19 protein-coding genes and 1 pseudogene are annotated in these 23,979 nt (G+C 43.1%); 18 read left to right on the top strand and 2 right to left on the bottom strand.

All coding sequences use genetic code 11. From position 1 onward, the window contains the following. Positions 1–18 precede the first annotated feature (18 nt). From QFZ77_RS09260 to groL, 8 genes are all read left to right on the top strand, one after another. A complete protein-coding gene (locus tag QFZ77_RS09260; protein ID WP_307438734.1) occupies positions 19–648 on the top strand; it encodes a 5-formyltetrahydrofolate cyclo-ligase in 630 nt (209 codons plus the stop codon). Between the two features lie 16 nt (positions 649–664). Next, positions 665–1,153, top strand: a complete 489-nt coding sequence (gene moaC / locus QFZ77_RS09265) for a cyclic pyranopterin monophosphate synthase MoaC (RefSeq protein WP_307438737.1) — start codon at positions 665–667, stop codon at positions 1,151–1,153. A gap of 111 nt (positions 1,154–1,264) precedes the next feature. Further along, complete coding sequence (locus QFZ77_RS09270) at positions 1,265–1,756, top strand: MogA/MoaB family molybdenum cofactor biosynthesis protein (protein ID WP_029197035.1); 492 nt, start codon at positions 1,265–1,267, stop codon at positions 1,754–1,756. A 14-nt stretch (positions 1,757–1,770) separates the two neighbouring features. Beyond that, positions 1,771–2,766, top strand: coding sequence for a molybdopterin-binding protein (locus tag QFZ77_RS09275; RefSeq protein ID WP_307449356.1), 996 nt, complete (start codon positions 1,771–1,773; stop codon positions 2,764–2,766). A 216-nt stretch (positions 2,767–2,982) separates the two neighbouring features. Beyond that, positions 2,983–3,543: a twin-arginine translocase TatA/TatE family subunit gene (gene tatA, locus QFZ77_RS09280; RefSeq protein ID WP_307438747.1), complete on the top strand. Its 561-nt coding sequence runs from the start codon at positions 2,983–2,985 to the stop codon at positions 3,541–3,543. Positions 3,544–3,613: 70 nt separating this feature from the next. Further along, positions 3,614–4,372, top strand: coding sequence for a twin-arginine translocase subunit TatC (tatC, locus tag QFZ77_RS09285; protein WP_307438749.1), 759 nt, complete (start codon positions 3,614–3,616; stop codon positions 4,370–4,372). 227 nt (positions 4,373–4,599) lie between these two features. Further along, entirely contained in the window at positions 4,600–4,881 is a 282-nt protein-coding gene (gene groES, locus QFZ77_RS09290) for a co-chaperone GroES (RefSeq protein WP_028553854.1), read from the top strand. Between the two features lie 94 nt (positions 4,882–4,975). Next, positions 4,976–6,604 carry a chaperonin GroEL gene (groL, locus tag QFZ77_RS09295; RefSeq protein WP_056830967.1) on the top strand — a complete coding sequence of 543 codons (1,629 nt, stop codon included), beginning with the start codon at positions 4,976–4,978 and terminating at the stop codon, positions 6,602–6,604. A gap of 245 nt (positions 6,605–6,849) precedes the next feature. On the opposite strand, the gene QFZ77_RS09300 is transcribed toward groL, so the two are convergent. Next, complete coding sequence (locus QFZ77_RS09300) at positions 6,850–7,068, bottom strand: hypothetical protein (RefSeq protein ID WP_307438757.1); 219 nt, start codon at positions 7,066–7,068, stop codon at positions 6,850–6,852. Positions 7,069–7,176: 108 nt separating this feature from the next. Continuing rightward, positions 7,177–11,412, bottom strand: a complete 4,236-nt coding sequence (locus tag QFZ77_RS09305; RefSeq protein ID WP_307438759.1) for a GGDEF domain-containing protein — start codon at positions 11,410–11,412, stop codon at positions 7,177–7,179. A gap of 270 nt (positions 11,413–11,682) precedes the next feature. Here QFZ77_RS09305 and QFZ77_RS09310 point away from each other — a divergent pair, with 270 nt between their 5' ends. The 10 genes and pseudogenes from QFZ77_RS09310 to QFZ77_RS09355 all read left to right on the top strand — a co-directional run bounded on the left by QFZ77_RS09310 (position 11,683) and on the right by QFZ77_RS09355 (position 23,979). Continuing rightward, on the top strand, positions 11,683–12,000 hold the full coding sequence (locus QFZ77_RS09310) for a hypothetical protein (protein WP_307438761.1): 318 nt from the start codon (positions 11,683–11,685) through the stop codon (positions 11,998–12,000). A 133-nt stretch (positions 12,001–12,133) separates the two neighbouring features. Further along, positions 12,134–12,592: an SWIM zinc finger family protein gene (locus tag QFZ77_RS09315; RefSeq protein ID WP_307438763.1), complete on the top strand. Its 459-nt coding sequence runs from the start codon at positions 12,134–12,136 to the stop codon at positions 12,590–12,592. Positions 12,593–13,038: 446 nt separating this feature from the next. Continuing rightward, on the top strand, positions 13,039–13,245 hold the full coding sequence (locus tag QFZ77_RS09320; protein WP_307438765.1) for a hypothetical protein: 207 nt from the start codon (positions 13,039–13,041) through the stop codon (positions 13,243–13,245). Between the two features lie 38 nt (positions 13,246–13,283). Next, positions 13,284–13,664: a hypothetical protein gene (locus QFZ77_RS09325; protein ID WP_307438767.1), complete on the top strand. Its 381-nt coding sequence runs from the start codon at positions 13,284–13,286 to the stop codon at positions 13,662–13,664. Beyond that, a pseudogene (locus QFZ77_RS38140) lies at positions 13,661–16,694 on the top strand (DEAD/DEAH box helicase). The gene QFZ77_RS09325 and the pseudogene QFZ77_RS38140 overlap by 4 nt, the downstream one beginning before the upstream one ends. Positions 16,695–17,259: 565 nt before the next feature. Continuing rightward, a complete protein-coding gene (locus QFZ77_RS37750) occupies positions 17,260–17,481 on the top strand; it encodes a Wzz/FepE/Etk N-terminal domain-containing protein (RefSeq protein WP_373462579.1) in 222 nt (73 codons plus the stop codon). Between the two features lie 319 nt (positions 17,482–17,800). Beyond that, positions 17,801–18,199, top strand: coding sequence for a hypothetical protein (locus tag QFZ77_RS09340; RefSeq protein ID WP_307438774.1), 399 nt, complete (start codon positions 17,801–17,803; stop codon positions 18,197–18,199). A gap of 160 nt (positions 18,200–18,359) precedes the next feature. After that, positions 18,360–20,270, top strand: coding sequence for a polysaccharide biosynthesis protein (locus tag QFZ77_RS09345; RefSeq protein WP_307438776.1), 1,911 nt, complete (start codon positions 18,360–18,362; stop codon positions 20,268–20,270). Between the two features lie 28 nt (positions 20,271–20,298). Beyond that, on the top strand, positions 20,299–22,695 hold the full coding sequence (locus QFZ77_RS09350) for an O-antigen ligase family protein (RefSeq protein WP_307438778.1): 2,397 nt from the start codon (positions 20,299–20,301) through the stop codon (positions 22,693–22,695). A gap of 171 nt (positions 22,696–22,866) precedes the next feature. Then, positions 22,867–23,979 (top strand): DegT/DnrJ/EryC1/StrS family aminotransferase, encoded by a 1,113-nt coding sequence (locus QFZ77_RS09355; RefSeq protein WP_307438780.1) that lies wholly within the window; start codon positions 22,867–22,869, stop codon positions 23,977–23,979.

The following is a 23,979-nucleotide window of genomic DNA, read 5'->3' on the forward strand; positions in this document are numbered from 1 at the left end:
GGAAGGGCTGAAGCTAGTATGAACATCCGAGAGCGGAAAATCGAATTACGCAAAGAAATGGAAGAACTGCGCTCCTCCATCATGTCTGAAAAACGTGAAGAGAAGCAGCAGCGCATAAATGAAAGATTGAAAAAACTATGCAGCGATAGGCTTCTTGGGCATGGACAGAATGAAACGTCCGCTCCGCCTACGATCATGAGTTATATGCCTTTTCGGTCTGAGCCGGATGTTGCCCCTCTGATGGAATGGTGTTGGCAGCAGGGAATTCGTGTGCTTGTGCCGAAGGTTGTAGCAGATACGAAGACAATGAATTTACATGTCATAAGCAGCTATGAAGATGTGGAAAGCGGGGCATGGGGCATCAGAGAACCTCGCAGCGAGGTGCCGATTGAGCACGATTTGTCCACTTTATCTATGATCTTAGTGCCTGGGCTTGCTTTTGATTTGGATTTCGGAAGACTGGGCTATGGGGGCGGTTTTTATGATCGCTTCATGCAGCTATTTGCAGCGCGTGGGCTTAAGAGACCATTTGCGGTTGCGGCCGCTTTTGATAATCAATTGATTCCTGCAGTCCCTTCATCCTGGCATGATTTCCGAGTTGACGGGATCGTCACCGAGAGCAAAATGGTCTTCAAATCAGAATCCTAAAATAGAGGTGAGTGCTTTGCCCGATTCTTCCCCATTAACCCATTTTAATGAGCAGGGACGAGCACGAATGGTCGACATTTCGGACAAAGTAGAGACGAAGCGTACGGCTACCGCGCGTTCCACTTTAATTATGAAGAGCGAGACGCTCGATTTAATTAAGCAGGGTAAAATGAAAAAAGGCGACGTCCTCGCCGTTGCGCAAGTGGCTGGCATCATGGCCGCCAAAAAAACGTCAGACTGGATTCCGATGTGTCATCCGATTGCGCTGACGGGCATTGATATTCAGTTTGCTGATAATGGCAACAATGAACTATACATAGAAGCAACTGTCCGGACGACGGGTCCGACTGGCGTTGAGATGGAGGCTTTAACAGCCGTATCCGCCGCTGCTCTAACCGTCTACGACATGTGCAAAGCAGTAGAGAAGGATATGATTATCAGCTCCACGCTGCTTGTCCTCAAAACAGGCGGCAAAAACGGGGATTTTCACAGACAAGATAGTTGACAGTGACGCGACCAGACAGATAAAGCAGTTTTTTTCATAGAAATGAAAGTCGACGATCACTCAGGTTAGTGGGGTTATCTCATTCAGTTAACAAGGGAGAGGTGACGAAGGATGCACTGGAAAGTTGCGATTTTGACAGCCAGTGACCGCGGTTACCGAGGAGAACGAGAAGACACTAGCGCTCAGGTAATCCGCGAGCTGATTGAAGAGGAAATTCAAGGCGAGATCATCGAATACCGTGTTGTTCCGGATGAGATGGATGAAATCATGGCTTCATTAATAGAAATGACGGATTATTATCAGGCAGATTTGATTTTAACGACTGGCGGTACGGGACTAGCCCCCCGAGATGTGACACCGGAAGCAACGCTCAATGTGATTGATCGGGTAGCACCGGGGTTTGCAGAAGCCATGCGGATGATTTCGATGCAAAAAACACGGAAAGCGATGCTTTCCAGAGCGGTATCCGGCATTCGCGGGCGCACGTTGATCATTAATTTGCCGGGCAGCCCCAAGGGCGTGCAGGAGAATCTGATGGCGATTATCGATCAGCTCCCGCATGCGCTGGGGATTCTGACAGGCAAAGAAGGTGACCATGGGTGAGCGAACGTGAATCGATGCTACGTGAAGTCAAAGTCGAAGATGCCATCGGCATGATTTTGCCTCATGATCTGACTCAGATTTTGCCCGGTGAGTTCAAAGGGCGCCTGTTTCGCAAAGGCCATCAGGTGACTGAGGCCGATATTCCTGCGCTTCTGAGCATCGGCAAAGAGCATATCTATGTGATAGAGCTGCAGCCTGGCTACCTGCATGAGGATGAAGCTGCGCTGCGCATGGCAAATGCGATAGCTGGAGAGCACCTCACGCTGACAGAGCCGCATGAGGGCAAAGTGAACGTGAAATCGGCGATTCACGGCTTGGTCAAGATCGATAAGGCGTTCGTTGACAGTGTGAACGCCATCGATGAGGTCGTGTTGTCGACAATTCGCAGCAACACGGTCGTTCAGGCAGGCGCTTCGTTAGTCGGCACGCGGGTGATCCCGCTGATTGTTGACGAAGCGAAGGTTGCGGAGGTCGAGCGCCTAGCTGCCGCTCGCCGTGAGGAGGGCTTCACCTTGCTTGAGGTGAAGCCGTTTCGCAAGCTGCGCGTCGGCGTTATTACGACGGGCAGCGAGGTCTTCAAGGGCCGAATTAAGGATAAATTCGGCCCGGTTGTGAAGGAGAAGCTTGCGCAGCTCGGCTCCGAGATCATAGACCAACGCTTCGTGCTCGATGACAGCGAAGCGATTGTGGGTGAGATCCACGCGCTGCTAGCGCTGGGCGTGGATCTGGTTTTGGTCACGGGCGGCATGTCCGTGGACCCGGATGATCGCACACCGGGTGCGATCAAGCAGGCCGGCGCCCGCGTGGTCAGCTACGGCACGCCGATGCTGCCGGGCTCGATGCTGATGATCGCCTATCTGGGCGATGTGCCGATCATGGGCTTGCCGGGTTGCGTGATGCACGACCCGTACACGTCCTTTGATGTGCTGCTCCCGCGGATTTGCGCGGGCGAGACCATCGTGCGCAGCGACATTACGGAGATGGGGTACGGTGGGTTTTTTCAGTGCTAGCTGGTGCTGCTACTAGCGGTAGCAGTAGCAGTAGTTGATGAGAGATTGCAAGGTATGTATCATTTTCGATTATGGATTTGGTTCCTTTATCAGCGATATGATTGTACGAGGTTTAGTGTTTGATTTTGTTGTGTGAGTTGTTTTAAAGGTTGCAAAACTGATTTTGCTTTTTAAAGCATATTCGGACATTTTGCTGCATTTTGTGCAGGAAATTAGATGAATTTACTACGCAGCTTGCAATTTACTGCAAAATCTGCAATGACGCAACAAATGATGGAGATGAAGTCCATGTTTCAAAATATCGGTTTCACCGAGCTCTTATTAATAGCAATCGTTGCTCTTGTGCTATTTGGACCGCAGAAGCTGCCCGAAATTGGCCGCGTGCTGGGGCGCACGATCAGGGATTTTAAGAAAGGCGCTCACGCCCTGCTGAACGATGAGCCTGAAGAAACGCCGAAGCCGGCAGCCCAGGTCAAACCGGCTCCGCAGGTTTCGACGCAAGGCAGAGCTGCCTCGTCAAACGCTGTCGAAGCAGGTGCTCCTTCCGAGAGACCGGCAGTGGAGTTTGTATCGGCAGCAGTCTCTGCTGTGGAAGAACCGTCCGTCACTCCGACGGCACCCGCTCGGGCAGACGCACAATCTGCCTCTCCGGCAGCAGTCTCCGCTGTGGAAGAACCGTCCGTCACTCCGACGGCACCCGCTCGAACGGACGCACCACCTGCCTCCTCGGCAGCGCCTATCGCGCCGCTTAGCAACACGCGGCGTCTACCGGACTAGCCGCTTTCTTTTCAGCATAACAAGTGCTTCAGCCGTATAGGTTTGATCCACTAGATCAGGTTGGTGAAATATGACAACGAACGAAGAAATGTCACTCGTAGAGCACCTTGGTGAGCTGCGCAAACGAATCATGTGGGTATTGGTCGTCCTGGTCATAGGGATGGTAGGCGGACTAATCTGCGCGAAGCCGATCATTCGTTACCTCAAAAACATTCCGCCCGCTGATACCATCAGTTGGAACGTTTTTTCCCCGTGGGATGCCCTGCGCTTGTATATGAATTTTGGATTGGCCGTAGGTATTCTTATTACCCTGCCGGTTATTCTTTATCATATATGGGCGTTTGTTAAGCCTGGCTTGCGTGAGGCTGAGCAGAAGGCTTCGATTATTTATATTCCTTATGCATTTTTGCTATTTTTGGGAGGTCTTTCGTTCGGTTATTGGGTTGTTTTTCCGATGGCCTTTTACTTTACTTCCTCCATTAGCCGGAGTCTAGAAATCACGGAGATGTATGGCGCGGCGCAATATTTTACATTCATGTTCAACATCATTCTTCCACTGGCTATTGTGTTTGAGATGCCGATTGTCGTGATGTTCCTCACGAAGATTCGCCTTTTGAATCCGAAGCGTCTGCACAAGTTCAGAAGGTATGCTTACATGCTGCTCGTTATTTTATCTACGGTTATCACGCCGCCGGATGCGATATCGGCTATCTTAGTGGCTTTGCCGCTTATTGTTTTGTATGAGTTTAGCGTATTTATGTCGGGATTCATCTATCGCAAACAGTTGGCGAAGGATGCTGAGTGGGAGCGGGAGTTCGGTCCTAAATGATAAAACAGTCTGCGTAATGTGCAGGCTGTTTTTCTTTTTTTAAAGGGAATATTTGTTTTTCATTTGGGTAGAATGAGGGGGGTGTCCAAAAGTATGAAAAATGTGTAAAAGGACTTGCAAATTACTCCCAGAATGAGTATCATAAGAATTGTTGTTAGCACTAAACACATTCGAGTGCTAATAATCGACAAAACCATTACCAATTTTCTAAAGGAGGCTATTTTTCCATGATCAGACCGTTAGGTGATCGAGTAATCATTGAAGCCGTTGCGAAAGAGGAGACTACAGCAAGTGGCATCGTGCTGCCAGATACAGCTAAAGAAAAACCACAAGAAGGTAAAGTTGTAGCCGTAGGCGCAGGCGCGTTGAAAGATGGCGTACGTGTTCCGCTTGAAGTAAGCGAAGGCGACCGCATCATTTTCTCCAAATACGCTGGAACTGAAGTGAAATACGAAGGCCGCGAACTGTTGATCTTGCGCGAAAGCGACATTCTCGCTGTATTAGCCTAAATTTAGCAGGATATAGATCGGCAACAAGCATACTTAGTTTTTCCGTTTTACTACTTACTATGTACAGGTTCTAAATTAGAGGAGGTTTCCTATCATGGCAAAAGAAATTAAGTTCAGTGAAGACGCACGCCGCGCGATGCTTCGTGGGGTAGATGCTTTAGCTAATGCTGTAAAAGTAACCCTCGGTCCTAAAGGCCGTAACGTTGTTCTTGAGAAAAAATTTGGCAGCCCGTTGATCACAAATGACGGTGTTACTATCGCGAAAGAAATCGAGCTTGAAGATGCTTTCGAAAACATGGGAGCACAACTTGTTAAAGAAGTTGCTACCAAAACAAACGATGTTGCTGGTGACGGTACGACAACTGCAACGGTTCTAGCTCAAGCTATGATCCGCGAAGGTCTGAAAAACGTAACTGCAGGCGCTAACCCAATGGTTATCCGCAAAGGTATCGAGAAAGCTGTTAAAGCGGCTGTAGAAGAGCTTCAAGCTATCGCGAAGCCAATCGAAGGCAAACAATCCATCGCACAAGTAGCGGCAATCTCTGCTGCTGACGAAGAAGTAGGCGAATTGATCGCTGAAGCTATGGAAAAAGTAGGTAAAGACGGTGTTATCACAGTTGAAGAATCCAAAGGATTCCTTACTGAACTAGAAGTTGTAGAAGGTATGCAATTCGACCGTGGTTACACTTCCCCATACATGATCACTGACACGGATAAAATGGAAGCTGTCCTTGACAACCCATACATCCTGATCACTGACAAAAAAATCTCGAACATCCAAGAAATCTTGCCTGTTCTTGAAAAAGTGGTTCAATCCGGTAAACAACTTCTGATCATTGCTGAAGATGTTGAAGGCGAAGCACAAGCAACGCTTGTTGTAAACAGACTTCGTGGCACATTCACTTGCGTAGCTGTTAAAGCTCCAGGTTTCGGTGACCGTCGTAAAGCTATGCTTGGCGATATCGCTGCTCTAACTGGTGGTCAAGTGATCACTGAAGAGCTTGGTTTGGATCTGAAATCCACGACTCCTGACCAATTGGGTAGCGCGCGTCAAATCCGCGTAACCAAAGAGAACACAATCATCGTTGATGGCGCTGGCGACAAAAAAGACATCGGCGCACGTGTTACTCAAATTCGCGCACAATTGGAAGAAACAACTTCCGATTTCGATAAAGAAAAACTTCAAGAGCGTTTGGCTAAACTTTCTGGCGGCGTAGCTGTTATCAAAGTTGGCGCAGCGACTGAAACTGAGCTGAAAGAGCGCAAACTTCGTATCGAAGATGCTCTGAACGCAACTCGTGCAGCTGTTGAAGAAGGTATCGTTTCTGGCGGTGGTACAGCCCTCGTTAACGTGTACAACGCAGTAGCTAAAGTAGTAGCTGTTGGCGATGAGCAAACAGGCGTAAACATCATCCTGCGCTCCCTAGAAGAGCCAGTTCGCACAATCGCAGCTAACGCTGGTCAAGAAGGCTCCGTAATCGTTGAGCGCCTCAAGAACGAAAAAGTAGGCATCGGCTATAACGCAGCAACTGGCCAATGGGTGAACATGTTCGAAGCAGGTATCGTTGACCCTGCTAAAGTAACTCGTTCCGCACTGCAAAACGCAGCGTCCGTAGCAGCTATGTTCCTAACAACAGAAGCTGTTATCGCTGACAAACCAGAAAAAGACAAACCAGGCATGCCTGACATGGGCGGCATGGGTGGAATGGGCGGCATGATGTAATAAAGGTTAAAAACCCTTATATATCAAGGGTTTAGAGTGAGTCATATACCAATTTGACCTCATTCTGACCGCATCGCTCTGAAAATAGAGGTTTTTCAGGAGTTCTCCGAACTTTTGAGAGACCTCTTTTTTCTATCTTATGGTGACATGCAAGATAGATGTAATTGGTCGTGTCATCCTCCTATTATCTATGTTCGGATATTATTATTTTCAAAAAAAAAGCCCATCTGGGCTTATTGTGAAGGTTAATGTTTTTGTTTTAAAAGATAAATTTCTTCCTCAGTCTTTGAAATCTTATCACGTTGGAAGTCAAGACGCTCATTTGTGGTCTGGATCGCTTCAAGTAACTTATTGTCGGTTTCGATGTTCTCAACATGGTGTGCATCTAAGGTTTGTTGGATTCGGTCGATCTTCAAATCCATCACTTCTAATTTAGTTAATATCTGCTTTAACAATTCTTCCATAGCATTCACCTCAGTGAACATTATAACATTTTTCTACTTTTTATTTATTAAAATATGTAGATTTATACTTATTTATATCTTATCTACAGTTATAACTTTTTCATAACTTCAAAGCTCCCAAGCCGCAACAACCTTATTCTTCCCCGTCAGCTTCGCAGTAATCTCCGCCGTATCGGCCTGTTCAATCAATTCCTCTATCGAAGTTGGACTACAGAGCTCTAGGGAAGATACGCCCACACTGATGGTGATTTGGTAAGGGCGCCCGAAGGCAAATTCTCTTTCAATTTCGCCTCGCAGTTGATGGGCAATCTTGAGGGCTTCTTTCCCGTCCGTTTTAGGTAAAATTAGAATAAGTTCCTCACCGCCATATCGTCCAGCGATATCGCTTTTTCTTAAATTAAACCGGAAAATATCTGCGATTTCTCGTAAAACGCGGTCCCCTTCCGGGTGTCCGAACTCATTGACCCTGCGGAAATTATCCACATCGATCATGATCACGGATAAGTCGAGGTTATAACGTCTAGAGAGCTCGAATTCTTCCCTCAGCTTTTCCATGAAATAACCGCGTAAATAAAAGCCGGTTAGGTTATCAATCACCATCTCTCTATGCAAGAGAACGTTGATAATATGCGGTTTGATGAAAGAAAGAAAATGCTCCATATGTTGAAGCTTTGTTTTGGTCATACCATCTACATAAACCTGGAGCGTAATAGCTTGATCACCTCGCTGAAAGAGAGTGAAAGTGTGGGCCCAGCTATCTTCACTTCGGCTTTGGTAGGCAATCAATTCATCGTGGTCTCTGAGTCCGGAAGCCGTAACGAAAACCTTTTGCTTATAATGCAGCAGTTTGTAGGTGATGGCCAGTTGAATAACTGGAAAGTAGTCAAAAAGTGCCTTGGTCAACCGCTGCATCGTTGTCATTAGATCCAAAGTTTCGGTAACCTGTTCACTGAGCTCGATGATGATTTGTAAATCCAAGGAGAGAAGCAACCATTGCTCGCGGTCCGCAATCATTTTTTGAACAAAATCATCCTGCATGATAGCGGGTGATGCCGGGGCAAAGGTGGGTCGAATAACCCGTTCCATGCAAGCGGTCAAGTAGGGACGCCAAGTTTCCTTTTGAATAATCTGATAACCATTTAACGCCCGTCGCAAATACAGCATCGCATTTTGTACATCGCCCTCATACATGGACCTCTCAGCCGAAAGTCTATAATAATCTGGCCAAAAGATATCAAAAGAGCATCGTTTGAGATAAGCTTCAAAGTTTTCGAACCAAATCCCCGTATTCTCCGAGCGAAGCTCTAAGAGGAGCGTAAGCAATTCTCGATAAGCCCAACCAGCGTACATCCCTGAGTTATTTTTCGAAATAAATTGTTCAAAAAGCTTGCAGGCTAGCTCCAGATTTCCCTCTCTAGTTTGGAACAGTGCCTCCAAGAAGAATGAGGTGTTCTCATATTTCAAGAAGCCCGGGACGGTGATAGGTTGATTTTGACGGAAAGCGACATAACCTTGAAAAACGGACAATAAAGCCATACTCGACTCTGTGATTTGCTGCTCGAACAGTTGGGTTTCTAATTCTTGAAACAGTTCCCACTGCCCCCATTCAAGTGCGTATAACAACTGATTCGTTAAATAAGTCTCGGCCAAATCCTTCCGCCGCAATTCGTCAACCTGCAGGACACGTTCTTTATGAAAGTGGAAGCTGGCCAAGTCTCCTTGATTTAATGAAAACTCCATGGCGTTCAGATGGCCTACTTGTTCCTTGATCGTGTAGCCAGAGCGCTTGGCACCTTCAATCCCGCGATATACATACGTATTGATCAGCTTATTATTACTCTGATAGGAATATAAATCATAGAGACGGAGCATGAGGTCCGTATGAGGTGACGTTTCCAGAAGCGGCTCTAACTTAGCTGCAATGGATAAAGCCCACTCCTCGGTTTCAGGAAAATGAATCAACATATTAATCGTATAATAGTTCGTAATCTCCGCAAAATGGCGAAGTGAAAGCAAATTTCTCTTTGGATAGACGACATCGGTATAGAAGTCATGAAGCTTACGCACCTCTTCATCCTGTAGAGGGAAACAGAGATTGCTGGTGTTGAGTAAAAAGGCAGCCCGTACCCGGTCTTCTAATGCCTGACTTTCGTCGAAAATAAAGGGGAACAGCTGCTCACGTAAAATATAAACATCCAAATCATTTTGCAAGATGCGGATATACATCCACCCGAAGCGATCCGTCACTTTGCTTGTTCGTTCGTATACAGTTAGTGCCAATTGTTCGGAAAGAGCAAATTGATTAAGCAGTAGATACATTCTACTTAGCAGCCTGTCTAGGAAAATAAGATAAGGCCTTTCTAATTTTTCATATAAATATTTGATGCGTTCTAATAATTCAACCTTTTGCCCATATGAGAGAAGGGAACGGATCTGTTTATAATATTTTAAAAGCAAATAATATTCGACTTTATACTCACTCGCTTGACTGGACAGTGTAATGAGTTGAGGTAAACCGAGTGGACGGAATTGATACTGGTAATTCAATGCTGTTTGGTAGTAAGACATTAGTTGAACGGCCGGCAGCTGCTGTAAGACCAATTCGGTAATTTCAGTTGAGATAAATAAGCTATCGTTGTGACTGACATGAACAAGGCCAAGCTCTGCCAGCTTCGTAACCGAAGAGAGGATGATTCCTACATCCATTTCATTAGCCTTAAACAGGGAAAACACGCTTATTGGCATAGGCAAACAACATAGGAGCCGTAATAGCTCTATTTCCTCATTGTCCAAAAGGGAGATGCGCTTAGAAAACAAGTGAAGAGAGTGGAGCTTTTCATAATCAAGATGGAATGCAGTTGTTTTGTGCCAGCCCTTGTTGGTTAGATGAATACTTCCAGATTGAATAAGCTCCTCTAAAATGATGCGGCAGTGACTAAAGTTGATCTTGTGCTCATAAAACCAATTTTTCAATTCGGATATTAACGTGGAATCGGCTCGTCCAAATTGTGAAGACAACAGCTGTTCGTAGATCGCTTGGTCCGAATGATGGATTTCAAGCGTTTGAAAGGATATGCCAGTAAATTGAGAAGGTATCTGGCTGCCGCTGAAAATAATATGCAAACCAATCATCTCATGACCATGCTCTCTCCAAAAATTGAGGAGAATATGCTGGGAATCTTCATCAAAGTTTTCGCTGTTTTCAAAAATATAGAAAATGTTTTGAATAGGGAACATCGGGATAATGGAAGAGAAAAATTGATACAACCAATCGGTTAGCAAATAAAGGATATCGTCGCCTTCATAGTGCTTTTTAAGAAGCTGGTCAAATTTACGAGAAAGATTCCGCAGCATGGTGATTGATTCAGGAAATAAGCCATAAGCGAGATGTAAGGTTCGGGAGACCACTTCACGCAAAGTTGAGTAAGGAAGTCCTTGAGAGACAATCTTGAAGAAATAGCCTCTTTCTAACATCTCATTGACATGCTGTGTATAAACATCAAATCGAATAGCCTCATCCTCACAAACGAGCCCTAATAAACGTTTCTCATTTGACTGTAAAAAATTTCGAAAAAGCTTTTGATACTCTTGCGTAATTGGCGCAGCGGCAGGGTGCAGCCATTGTGGGCTGCTATGGGAAATAAGCGGTTGCACCTGCTCAGGCAGTTGAAAGGATGCTCGAATGATATCGGCAATTTCATCTGCGAATAACATAGTTTCTGGCTCAGTACGAAGACGCTCTGATAATTGCACCAGGTTATTTGGCACGGAGTCGGAGCCATATATCGTATGAATCAGCAGATGGATAGCTTCAAAATCAGCAGCTCGGGAAAGAAGAAATCGCCGTGCATAACGCGGAAATGAAGTGAATGAAAAGTCCGTTAATAAATGATTAATAAATTCGATAGCGGAAGGGAATGGTTGGACATCGATGATAATGGCTAACGTTTTTGGATCGAAAAAAAGCTGCTCTGGCAGTAAAAAGCCCATATAAAACTGCTCTTCATGCAGAATGGAAAGTGCTCTACAAATGGAGATCAGCAATTTTCCTTTGGATTCATCACTTAAATCTGCTTTTTCTATATGTAAAAACGGCAAATAGCCTTCTGGTAATGGAGAAAGCTGAACGACGAGATTGCCCTCAACAAGCTTCCAATCCAGCAGCTGACGGAAACAATCTCCTTTAGCGGCTTTGGTCCAAGAGCGCAAACGATTCTCGATTTGTTTTTCGTGGAAATAATTCCAAAGCTTGTGATGGAGATGCATCTCAGAATAATCAGGAGCATGAGAGTATATTAAATGACGAAAGTCGGATTTCGTGTTTTGAGTTGTATGATTCATCATACTCCCTCCTCCTTCTAAGGTATGGGAATTCAAGACGCAGGGGATGGATGACACCATCAAAATACTTCATTTCTCAATTGTAACAAATATATGGAGCAAAAGGGAGAGGCATCATTGTTCTGTTAGCCTGCCTTTTTGGGGCCTGCTTGGACATTTAACCTGCTTGGCTCACAAAATCCGCCTAATTATTGGATAAATAGGCATTGGTACATTCATTGGACTAGGGATAAACGTATATTAACATAAACCTATAGAGGAGTTGACCCATCAATGGATCATTACAAACCTAACCAACTCAGCCCGCTTAGCCAACCGTTCCAACCTAGTCAAATCAGCCCGTTTAGCCAACCTAGCCAACCTGGCCCAGGCAAACCATATCAATGTCCACCGACTGACCCGATCATGACAAGTCCAGAAAGAATAGTAAGAGACTTCTACCACCCACAGAAAGTTCAAGTTATTCATCCTATTCAAATCGTTAACCGCCACCACTGCGTTCCTGTCTATGAGCATGTGTACACTTGTTCTGAGGAAGATGAGTATTGCGGCACTCACCCGCATCCGCATCAGGGTATGCTGCGCGACTAGTTGATAAAAGAGCCCCTGGAATGAATCATTGATGATTCTTTCGGGGGTTATTTTATATGGTGTGGTGTTCCTTAACCAAGGTATTTAGTATAATTGAACAGAATAAATTGTCGATACACGGAGGACCACATATATGTTGGAGTTAAAGATAGACTGGGACCATTGGACGGAGCGGATTCGGTCCTATTTTGACGAGACGATTCTCCAAAGAGGTTGGGAATATTATACGATTGGCGTCGTAAGGGAAGTTTCAACAGAAGGGACGTCTGTCATTCATGCGCGAGTTATGGGATCGAAAATCTACAAGGTACATATAGATCTGAAAGCTTTTACTCGGAGCAGCTGCAGCTGCCCATATGGCTCTTATTGTAAGCATATGGCTTCCGTTCTTTTTGAGGTTGCGAAGCAAGAAGGTTATAACACAAAGGAATTGTTAACTCCTAGCAAGGCTAAAGTTTTGACACATCCTAAATTTGATTTAACGCCAAAAAAAGCAGTAAAGCTACCCAAAGCGACGGATACCTGTGAAGAGTGGCGGATCTATTTGAAAAGCAATACGCGAATTCCAAGGTTTATAATGCATTTAGTGTAGAGGAAGTGTACGCGCGTGCTTGGGGGCAGCTGAATAAGCTGGCGGATGACTGGGAACCGACAATCAGGGGCATTTATGACATTCAGGTCGTGCTGTATTTTATGCTGCTTTGTGATGCTTGGCGGAATCGAAGTCAGGTATGTATGATTTCTTTTATAATGGTGCGTACTATTTCTCTATAATAGCGAAAAACAGCTGGGGACAGCTCGCTTCTGCATTGCGGGAGATCGATAATGAAAAAGCGCAGATGAAATACCTAAGGCATTTGAAGGAACAATTCACATATGAATTGGGCTGAGGTCAAGAAGCTGCTGTGGACAGGGCTGCTGTATGAAAAGAGTCTGGTAGCGGACGAGCTTGCTAAATTGTAGCTAATTGCTGCCGATCAAAGCAGGAAAAGCGATGCTCCTGAAGCAGCGGTTATAAGGTTAGCGCATTTTGACATTATGAGTGAAAATCACGAGAATGCTTGGGAGCGGGTTACAACTGGGGTTGATGTGATCGAACCGGAGGATTGGTTTGGCTATTTGCATACCTTTGTTGTGGAAGAGCAATGGGATCGGTTATTGAAATGGCTCCGCTGGCTTGGGCCCGAGGTACGCAAAGATGCATGCTTTATGCGAGTGATTACCTTATTTTATGGAAAGAAGTAGCTGGGCATTTAGAAGTTGAAAAAGAACATAGGGAGGCCATGGTAATACTTTTACCGGCAAGTTATCGGGATTATTCTAGCTTCCTGCTGGAAAAAGAGGAATACAAAGCATGGGCTGACTTATGTTTGCTGTTAAATTTATCACCGATTCATATTGCATCCTCCGAGTTAAAAATAGTCGAAAAAGCTGATGTACGTGTGCTGCTTCCGATCTATCACTATGCGGCTGAGGAATGTATTCATAGTAAAAATCGCGACGCTTATAGACAAGCTATCAAATTGCTTAAAAAGCTGGCGGCTGCCTATAAAAAGCTGAAGCAAACGCCTCGTTTCGAGGACTATGTTCAGCAGCTAAGTAAACAATATTCGCGCTACCGCGCGTTTCAAGAGGAATTGCGGAAAGGGAAGCTAATTACATGATCAGCTTGTCACAGATACATATCAGAGTACAGAGACTCCCTTCGGGGAGCTTTGTCTGTTACGGAGAAAACGAACAGGCTAACGAGGTTCCTGGGTATATGCTTAGAAAGCTGCTTTTTGCTTGGCATGAGCGGTCCTATTATGGGACGCAGATCGAAAGCATTCAGTCCGAATACGGGGAGGGCTTAGTTCTAACTCCATATATGGCGATGGATTATTTGGCTGCGCCGGGTATTTTATTGCATGGGAAATTATCGTGGGATGAGGATGTACGATTGCTGCAGCGAGGGGCCGCTTTATATAAAGAGGCGTTGGCTTATGGGTGGTATTTACCCTCGTATGAACATTGGTGCTCAGGGAAGATGGGTTGGAAGCTGCAGCTTCCTGAGGAGAAGCAGGAGGAGTTTCAGCGACTTGCAGAGGGCAATCGGCTGGACGAAGCTTTTTGGCAGGAATGGTTCAATGCAGTTATCGGGGAGTTGCTGGTTCTTGATCCTGCTTCGGAAATAAGTACGGCCTGGAATCGATTGCTAGAAGGGAATGTGCTGCTTCGGGTGGATGACGAAAAGTCTGCGGCGGCAAGGGCCAATTTAAGCTGGATGCAAGAAGAGGATTGGCTTCTGGCGATTGGCTGGAAGCAGGACGATGCTCCGTACCGCATATGTGTGCAGTTGGTGGAGCCCTATGCGGAGACGTATGTAGATGGGACGACGACTGCCAAAGATGATGGGGCAGATTGGCGGCTTAGATTCATTGTGCAGGATCGTAAGGATACCAATCGATTCGTGGAGTTTAGTACGACGGGCAACTGTTTAACTGGTCAAATTCCTATGGCTTGGCAGGAAGGAATTTGGGAAAGGATACAGGAGCAAACAGATCGCATTCTGCGTATTTTACCTTTATTGGAAAGCGAATATCAGAAGAGGAAGATTATGGAGAAGTTGTCTGATGATCAGGCGTGGGAGTTTCTCACTGAAATGAGTTTGCAGCTTGTTACGGCTGGCATTTCTGTCTTCTTACCATCTTGGTGGGAGGAGCTTCAACGTCTGCGCCCGCAGCTTCGGGCCAAGTTGCGAAGCTCAGTTGGTACTTCGCGTAAGTCCATGTTTGGGATGGATCAGATTATCAAATTCGACTGGAGGGTCGCCTTAGGCGGGCTGGATCTGTCCGAGGAAGAATTCCACCAATTGGCGGCGCAGAAGAAGCGGCTGATCTACATTCGGGGCAAATGGGTGCAGCTTGATCCCGCCTACTTGGAGCAGATCAGGGCCGCGATGCGGCAGGTGGAGAGGAAGAAGGGACTTTCTTTCCGGGATGTTTTAGAGATGCATCTGTTAGAGGGTGGCGGAGAAGAGGATCTAGGGGCTGCTGAGGATGGGAAGTCGAGAGCTGAGGAAGAAAAGCTGAAATGTAAGGATGAAAAGAAAGAAACACTTAAGATCCGCGTGGAGCTGAACAGCAGCTTGCGGACCTTGATGAAGCAGTTGAATCAGACGAAGTCCATTCCACTTGTTGAACGGATTGACGGCCTAGAGGCCGATCTAAGGCATTATCAGGTTGAGGGTGTGTCCGTAGTTCCTTTTTCTGCGTGAGATGGGTCTGGGCGGGTGTCTGGCGGATGATATGGGACTTGGGAAGACGGTTCAGTTTATTGCTTATTTGTTGGCTGCAAGTTCAAGGTCAGTAGGGAAGGATTCGGTACCATCCCTGCTGGTTTGTCCAACCTCCGTACTTGGGAACTGGCAAAAAGAGCTCGCGCGTTTCACGCCATCTCTTAAGGTGCATCTCCATTACGGGGCGCAGCGTGCAAAAGGGGAAGAATTCCAGACTTCTATTCAAGGGACAGACCTGGTGATGGCATCATATAACATCGCTCAGCTGGACGAAGAAGAGTTATCAGGCGTGACCTGGAACGCGCTTTGTTTGGACGAAGCGCAAAATATTAAAAATGCTTACACGAAGCAGTCCCAAGCTATTCGGGGTTTAAATGCTCGCCAACGCGTTGCTTTGACAGGGACGCCGATTGAGAATCGTTTGACCGAGCTGTGGTCGATTTTTGACTTTATTAATCCAGGGTACCTAGGGACCCTGAGTCATTTCAATCATCAATATGTGGGACCCATTGAGAAAAGCAGCGATGGCTCGCCGGAATTGACCTCCCGTGTACAGCGTTTGGTTCGTCCGTTCCTTTTGCGACGAGTAAAGAAAGATCCGGCCATTCAGCTTGATTTGCCAGATAAGTATGAGTCTAAAGCATATGTTGCTTTGACCCCTGAGCAGGGGGCGCTGTACGAGAACGTCGTGCAAAGCTTGATGAAGAAGATTGATAGCCTCAGCGGCATGGAGAAAAAAGGATTGATTCTGGCTTCGCTTATGAAGCTGAAGCAGATCTGTGATCATCCTTCATTGTTTCTGAAGGATGGGGATGGAACGGGGGCAGTTAGTGCCGCCCCCGCTGTGGAGAGAGCAGTGCGCTCAGCCAAGCTGGAGCGACTGCTTGAAATGATCGACGAACTAAGGAGCGAAGGAGGCAGCTGCCTCATCTTCACCCAGTTCGTAGAGATGGGCCACCTCCTGCAGGCTGTGATCTCGCAGGAGCGGGGTGAACCCGTGCAGTTTTTGCACGGGGGACTGACTAAGGCGAAGCGCGATGATATGATCGCGCGCTTCCAAGATGACGCGCTCCCGAATGCGGAGCGCTGCAGGATCTTCATCCTCTCGCTGAAAGCAGGAGGAACCGGTCTCAACCTCACCGCGGCGAACCATGTTTTCCACTTCGACCGCTGGTGGAATCCCGCCGTGGAGAACCAGGCAACGGATCGCGCCTTCCGCATCGGCCAAACCCGCGATGTGCAGGTGCACAAGTTCGTCACCCTTGGCACGCTAGAAGAGCGCATCGACGAGATGATCGAGCGCAAAAAGGGACTCAGCGACCAAATTGTCGGCACCGGCGAGAACTGGGTCACCGAGATGTCCTCGGGCGAGCTTCGTGAGTTGTTCGCTTTGAGGCAGGAGTGGATGGAGAAGTGAATGTGAGTTAGTGCAGGTGCTTACTTTGGTTGTAGGGATACCTCCATTTTACCATTTCTCACATAGGTGCATTTTTGTTTTTTATCCGATTTTATGAGCTTTTTGAAAAGGCTCTAATAGGGCGATTTGACATTGAGCCTCTGCGGGAATGATTTCAAGCTAAAGGGGCGAACCCTTGTGGTTTCGTAGTCTACTTTATCTATTCAGAGTAGCGATCAAGAAAATTCTGGAATACCGACCTTTCACATGACGACAATGCTCCGTGATTCCTATTCCTTTAAAGATTTACCCTCATGGTCCAGCTTCTAAGCAACGCTATTCCTTAGTTTTGTCAAGATCAATCTGGCATGGTTATCGCCGAAACTATCAATAGCATGCCGCACATCCTCCAGGTTACCGATACGACTTCAAGTGGGAGTTTTCGACACCTTGCCTCCGATCAACTATCTATGTATACTAATTACTATAAAATAATAGTAGGATTCTGTCGTAAAACGTTGAAAGCACATCATGAAAATACATACAAACAAGAAGGAGAGCGGTCAGTGTACAAGAAGAAATTAGTTTGAGGGAGATACTTGAAGCCTTTTGGAGCGGAAAAAGGATTATTTCAGTGATAACTATATTATCAATCTTAATTGGTGTTGTATTTACTTTTTTCATGCAACCAACCATCTATGAAACGACTGCAATGGTTCGAATCAATGACAATAATAGGATTACAAAGAAAAAAATAATAATCTTAAAGCAATCAATTCCTCTAATGAATCCACTAAGACAGATGTAGTATTGAATCGCATGATTCAGGAATTGAACTTAGATAAAAATATTTATTATGCAAGTAGCTTACGTGATGATATTAAAATAGCCTAGGTGAAAGATTCAAATATAGTTAAGTTTCAAGTAAAAGATACTGAGCCAACACTAATTACTGAAATCGCCATTTTTATGCCATTTGAAATGGGAACCAAAATCGAGATTTCCGATCATTTTGATACGATTGTAAACTTTTAATATAAATATACTAAAATTTGGATGATGGTATTTCTGTAGTATAAACAGAGATCAACGAGGCCAAGAAACAGTTAGAAACGTCTCCTGAGAAATTGATTACAAAGAAATCACTTGCAGATGACCCGAATCTTCAGTCTGTTTTATCTGACAGTGGAAGCAAAAGCAATAAACAACTCGGAACGCTACAGTTAACAAATGAGGAGATTAATCCAGTAAGCACGAGTCTTCAAACTAAAGTTTCGGAAAAAAATCTCACATTGTCTAAGCTGAATGGGTCTAAAACAGTTGAAAATAATAAAATTACAGCAATTGATACGATTTTTGCTGATTTGGAAAAGCGACTTAATAATGAAAGTATCGACTCCAGTGAATCTCGACGACTGCTAGATGGTTTGCATGCTAGTTTCGTTATACTAGCGCTAGAGCTTTTTGAACCGATAAGTCCAAAGAAGGCGCTGAATCTTGCTTTATCATTTGTTATTGGCTGCTAGTGTGTTTCGTTGTGTTCTTTGAGTGTTATTGGAAGAAAGCCAGGCTCCAAGACACCAATATATAAATCAGTATAGAACATTAGAAGCTCATAATTACCCAATATCTGGATGATTGTGTAATGAGTTTTTTTAATGAGGATTAGGTACAGGGGGTTTCCGTATGAGTAGAGTTGTTAGAACTTTAATACTAATGCTTGTAGATACTATTTTAATATGTTCTTCCATTTATTTGGCGTATTTGTTGCGGTTTGATTTTGATATTAAGCCTGTTTATGCCGACAAAATACCATATGTGATGATTTTGACCGCCATACTCGTGCTTAATAGTCTATATTATTTCAAAGTTTATAGAAAGCTTTGGCAGTATGCAAGTATAGGTGACCTTATATCTATAATTAAAGGAGTAAACGTTGGCTCCATTCTCTTCTTTACGATTCATCATCTTGGTGTTCTTTATTATTATCCTGAACTTGTTGTTCCAAGAAGCATTTATGCATTATCTGCTCTAATTATGATGTTGAGTATAGGGGGGTCAAGATTTGTATGGAGAATACTTCACGACAACTACATTAAAATTCAACCACATCATCGACGGACTCTAATTGTTGGAGCCGGCAGTGCAGGGACTATGATCGTGAAGGAGTTAAAGCATTCAAATTCGGAATATTATCCTGTTGCTTTTATAGATGATGATGCGAATAAAACGACATTAGAAGTGCTGGGTGTACCTATTGTTGGAAATCGTATGGATATCCCGAAAATAGTAGAGAAATATCATATTCAAGATATTATTATAGCTCTCCCTTCTTTATCGAAAGCAGAAACGGCAGAAATATTAGCTATATGCAAAGAAACACATTGTATGATCAAAATTATACCTAAGATGAAAGATTTAATTAATGGTAAAGTTGCTATAAAAAAAATTCGGGATGTAGGTGTGGAAGACTTATTAGGCAGAGATCCAGTGAAGGTTGATTTAGTGGAAATGTCTAATTATTTATCGGGACATACGGTTCTCGTTACAGGTGCTGGAGGATCAATCGGCTCAGAGTTGTGCCTCCAATTGGCAACGTTTTCCCCTAAAAAACTTATACTACTAGGTCATGGGGAAAATAGCATCTATGAAATTGAATTGGAATTAAGGAATAAATTCCCTGATTTACAAATCGAAGCAGTAATCGCGGATATCCAAGATAAGTATCGTTTGAATCAGGTTTTTGATATTCAAAGACCAGAAGTGGTCTTTCATGCCGCCGCGCATAAGCATGTGCCATTAATGGAACATAATCCGATCGAAGCAATCAAGAACAACGTTATTGGAACGAAGAATGTTGCAGAATGTTCTCATGAGTATAAGTCTTTAAGATTTGTTATGATATCAACAGATAAAGCAGTCAATCCTACGAATGTCATGGGGGCATGTAAACGTATTGCCGAAATGATTGTGCAGAGTCTTGATAAAATTAGTGAAACGCAGTTTGCTGCTGTACGATTTGGCAATGTATTGGGTAGCAGAGGCAGCGTAATTCCTATTTTCAAAAAACAAATTGAACAAGGTGGTCCAGTCACGGTTACTCATCCGGATATGATTCGGTATTTCATGACGATTCCCGAAGCGGTTCAACTTGTTATTCAAACAGGTGCTTTAGCTCGGGGGGGAGAAATTTTTATCTTGGATATGGGGAATCCAGTGAAAATCTCAGATTTGGCTAAAGATTTAATACAACTTTCAGGCTTTGAACCAGGCAAGGATATTAAGGTAGAGTATACAGGGATTCGTCCAGGAGAAAAGTTGTTTGAAGAAATATTAACACGCGAAGAAGGTGCGGTTGCAACGAAGCATAACCGAATCTATGTAGGACAAGCATCGGGTATGAGTTATGATGAGGTAATCAATAATGTTCGAAAACTAGAGCATCTTATGAAACTGTCACCTAGTGTAGCAGAAGTTAAACAAGTGTTGAAGGAAGTTGTGCCAACATATCAATGCAATGAACAAATTGGAGTTCAAGCAGTCAAAGAGTCTGTACGTGCGTCGCTCGAAATGGTAGCTACTATTGGGACGAAATAAATGGATAAATTTGTGGGAGATGGTAAGGTTGTCTAATAAAGGTTATAAAGAACATTTATTAAAGAAGCAAACGATTCCTGTGTTGTATTGGACAATAATAAGTATTGTTAGTCTAATTTTATTTATTACTCCATATTTTAAAGGACTTTTTAATGGTGGAAGTATTACGTTTCAACTTCCAATAAATATTACCTTAATAAGTTGTATGGTTTTGTTAATGTTAGTTTCAGTTTTTTTCTATAAAAATTGGAAGTTAGAAAGTTTGCGAGACATATTTAGCTTATTTATTTGGCTGATCCCTTTATCATATTTACTCTCACAAATAAATGCAGCCTCACCTTTTCAAGCAAAATTTTCATTTTACATTAGCATTTCTTATGTTGTAATGTTTCTAGTTGGGGCATATTTTAGTAATACCAATAAAAGCTTACAGTTTATTAATTATAGTATTCTATTTTCTGGTTATATAATTGTATTGTTTGGTTTATTAAACTGGTTCGGACAAGTTCATTATCAGGATTCTGTACTAGATCTTCGTTTGTCAAATGTATTTCAGTATGCGAATGCATATGCTGCATTTTTACTAGCATTAATTGTATTAACAATTTTTAATATTTTAGTGTCAAAAAAGCTACTCTGGCGCATGTTGCATTCATTCATGCTTGTGCCCGTCTTATTGTCATTTCTTTTAACGTTATCCCGAGCAGGATACATACTTCTGCCAATATTAATATTGTTATGTTTGCCTTTATTTACATTATTTCAACAAATAAAGTTAATAGTTAATTTATTAATGGGTATTGTTCTATCGATTTCTATTTATAACAAAGTTTGGCAAATTGGTTTGGCTATGAATAAGAAATTTTCACTCTATGAAAGTCTCCAAGGCTGGGCATTTATAGGGATAGCTTGCTTAGTAGGTGCGGCATTAATTTTATTAATTCAAAAAGTATATGACTGGTACGAGGGAAAATACATCATTGGTTCTGAACATAAAATGTATAAAAATTTCATAATACCAGCAATATTGCTGGTATTAGGTCTTTTTCTGATTTGGTTTATATTTAATAATTCTAATTCCGATCTTAGTCGGTATAAGTTTTTGCCTGATTTGCTAATACAAAGAATAAATAGTATAAGTTCTGGTGACTCAAGTTTTTCGTATCGACTTTGGTATTATGGAGATGCAATACAAGTAGTAAAAGATTATCCGTTTTTTGGCGCCGGTGGTAATGGATGGTCTGGTCTATACGAATTGTATCAGACGGCTCCTTATACAAGTAGACAAGTTCATAATTTTTACGTTCAATATTTGGTTGAAACAGGTTTGTTTGGTACTTGCATTTTACTTGTGCTGTTGTTTGGAGTATATAGTTTTTTTCTCATCAATCACTTTAAAAGAAATGAAAATTATAACTATAGGATTCCTTCGTTTATTGTTGTTACAGCTATACTTGTGCACAGCATGTTTGATTTTGATATGAGTTTCCTTTATTTGGCCATGTTGGTGTTTCTAGGTTTAGGTATAATGGTTTCTGAGAGTAGAAACATGCTTCTTAAAAACAAATTGAGCAATATTTTATCGAAATTTTCCAGAGCTAATGCGATCATTCTAAGTATAGCTGTTTTAATACTATTCTTTAATTCTATTAAATTATTGAGAGCAAATACTATGTTTGAGAATGCGCAAAATGAACTAAAAGAGCAAAAAAGATTTTCGGTTATAATGGAAAATTTAAATAAAGCTATAAGTTTAGAACCAAAGCAATTAGAGTATGTATTGTTAAAGATTAATCTTTTGAAATCCATATATTCCCAAACGAGAGACGAGAAATATTACATTGAGGCATCTAATACTGTTTCTCAATATTTAAGTCATGAACCACAGAACAGTGCTATGCTTGAACAACAATATTCACTCTATATTGCAAAGTCTGATCTTCAAAAAGCATTACAAAATGTTATAAATCAATTGGAATACAGGCCATGGAATATATCGTTGTTTGAAAGAGCAATCGTACTTTATAATGAATTGGGTAATGCACAAATGAAGCAGGGGCATCTGCACAATAGTTTTTGGGAGTCCGCTTTAGATTTGTATAATAATACATTATTGATGAAAATCAACGAATTTAACAACATGCCGGCAGGCATCCGTAGTGGAACTTCTTTTGTGATAACTTCACAGATATATTTTGCTATAGGGAAGATTGAATTTTTTAATAAAGATTTTGAAAAAGCTACTGAATTGTTAAGGGCTAGTGTAAGCAGCAGCAGCGATGAAAAATTGCAAAGCGAAATGTATCGATGGTACATAGCTTCATTGATAAAAGCTGAGAAGCCATATAAAGAGCTAATGGATTCATTTGTGTTGAAGTATCCTGAGGCGAAAGCACAAATTGAAGAAATAGTATCTACTCCTTAAGTAACTTACTTTTCAGCTAGGTCAGCACGAGAGCGAATAAGTGGTCTGTGTCGGTAATCGCAATGGTTTTCAGCTATTGCCGTGGTTAAAAGAATCGACTGATGTACCTCATTCTATTGGCGATACATTTGTAACCCGTTTATATAACATTGATTAGGGGAAGTGAAAAATATGGCTGAGAAAATTTGGTTGGCCTCACCTCATATGAGCGACGAGGGATATGAAATCCAGTATGTACAAGAAGCGTTTGATACTAACTGGGTAGCACCACTTGGACCGAATGTTACTGGCTTTGAAAATGAACTTGCGGCAAAAGTTGGGGCAAAAGCAGCTTCGGCAACTACTACTGGAACTGCAGCTATCCATTTGGCACTTAAATCAGTGGGTGTAACAGAAGGGGACATCGTGTTTTGTCAGTCTTTGACCTTTTCAGCTACCGCTAATCCGATAATTTATGAAAAGGCGATACCAGTATTTATCGATAGTAATTTTGAAACTTGGAATATGAATCCGGATGCTCTTGAAACAGCCTTTAAGAAGTATCCAAATGTAAAGGCTGTTATCGTAGTTCATTTATACGGGCTTTCTGCGGACTTGGACAGAATCGTAGAAATCTGCAAGAAGCACAATGTACCACTAATTGAAGATGCAGCAGAATCGCTTGGAACTTACTATAAAGGAAAATATACAGGAACTTTTGGGGAATTTGGAATATTTTCATTTAACGGAAACAAAATCATTACCACTTCAGGCGGTGGTATGCTAGTATCAGACGATGAGAAAAAAATTATTAAGACTAGATATTGGGCAACGCAGTCTCGAGACCAAGCAAGACACTACCAACATAGTGAGTTAGGGTTCAATTACCGGATGAGCAATGTTGTTGCTGGCATTGGTAGAGGACAGCTAAAAGTACTTGATCAGAGAGTTGATAAAAAGAAATATATCTTTGAGTATTATAAAAGAGCGCTAAGTGAGCTGGAAGGTGTTCAGTTCATGCCAATTAACGAATGGAATGAGCCGAATTATTGGCTTTCATGTATGATGCTTGGTGGAAAAGTTAGACCATTAGATGTCATGATCAGGCTTGAGAAAGAAAACATTGAAGCAAGACCTGTCTGGAAACCAATGCACATGCAGCCTTTCTTTGAGGAATTTGATTACATTGGTGAAAATGTTAGTGAAATATTGTTTGAGAATGGTGTATGTCTACCATCTGATACGAAGATGACAGATGAGGATTTGGATAGAGTTTGCAAAATAATTAAGGGGCTCTGGCAGTAG

The organism is Paenibacillus sp. V4I3 (genome assembly GCF_030817215.1).
Taxonomy (GTDB): domain Bacteria; phylum Bacillota; class Bacilli; order Paenibacillales; family NBRC-103111; genus Paenibacillus_E.

Excerpts from the sequence above, each read along its gene's own strand:
- QFZ77_RS09310 (WP_307438761.1), top strand. The coding sequence starts at position 11,683 with ATGGATCATTACAAACCTAACCAACTCAGCCCGCTTAGCCAACCGTTC.
- QFZ77_RS09345 (WP_307438776.1), top strand. The coding sequence starts at position 18,360 with ATGAGTAGAGTTGTTAGAACTTTAATACTAATGCTTGTAGATACTATT.
- tatC (WP_307438749.1), top strand. The coding sequence starts at position 3,614 with ATGACAACGAACGAAGAAATGTCACTCGTAGAGCACCTTGGTGAGCTG.
- QFZ77_RS09315 (WP_307438763.1), top strand. The coding sequence starts at position 12,134 with ATGTTGGAGTTAAAGATAGACTGGGACCATTGGACGGAGCGGATTCGG.
- QFZ77_RS09300 (WP_307438757.1), bottom strand. The coding sequence starts at position 7,068 with ATGGAAGAATTGTTAAAGCAGATATTAACTAAATTAGAAGTGATGGAT.
- QFZ77_RS09270 (WP_029197035.1), top strand. The coding sequence starts at position 1,265 with ATGCACTGGAAAGTTGCGATTTTGACAGCCAGTGACCGCGGTTACCGA.
- groES (WP_028553854.1), top strand. The coding sequence starts at position 4,600 with ATGATCAGACCGTTAGGTGATCGAGTAATCATTGAAGCCGTTGCGAAA.
- QFZ77_RS09305 (WP_307438759.1), bottom strand. The coding sequence starts at position 11,412 with ATGATGAATCATACAACTCAAAACACGAAATCCGACTTTCGTCATTTA.
- QFZ77_RS09320 (WP_307438765.1), top strand. The coding sequence starts at position 13,039 with ATGAGTGAAAATCACGAGAATGCTTGGGAGCGGGTTACAACTGGGGTT.
- groL (WP_056830967.1), top strand. The coding sequence starts at position 4,976 with ATGGCAAAAGAAATTAAGTTCAGTGAAGACGCACGCCGCGCGATGCTT.
- tatA (WP_307438747.1), top strand. The coding sequence starts at position 2,983 with ATGAATTTACTACGCAGCTTGCAATTTACTGCAAAATCTGCAATGACG.
- QFZ77_RS09325 (WP_307438767.1), top strand. The coding sequence starts at position 13,284 with ATGGTAATACTTTTACCGGCAAGTTATCGGGATTATTCTAGCTTCCTG.
- QFZ77_RS09355 (WP_307438780.1), top strand. The coding sequence starts at position 22,867 with ATGGCTGAGAAAATTTGGTTGGCCTCACCTCATATGAGCGACGAGGGA.
- QFZ77_RS09275 (WP_307449356.1), top strand. The coding sequence starts at position 1,771 with ATGCTACGTGAAGTCAAAGTCGAAGATGCCATCGGCATGATTTTGCCT.
- QFZ77_RS09260 (WP_307438734.1), top strand. The coding sequence starts at position 19 with ATGAACATCCGAGAGCGGAAAATCGAATTACGCAAAGAAATGGAAGAA.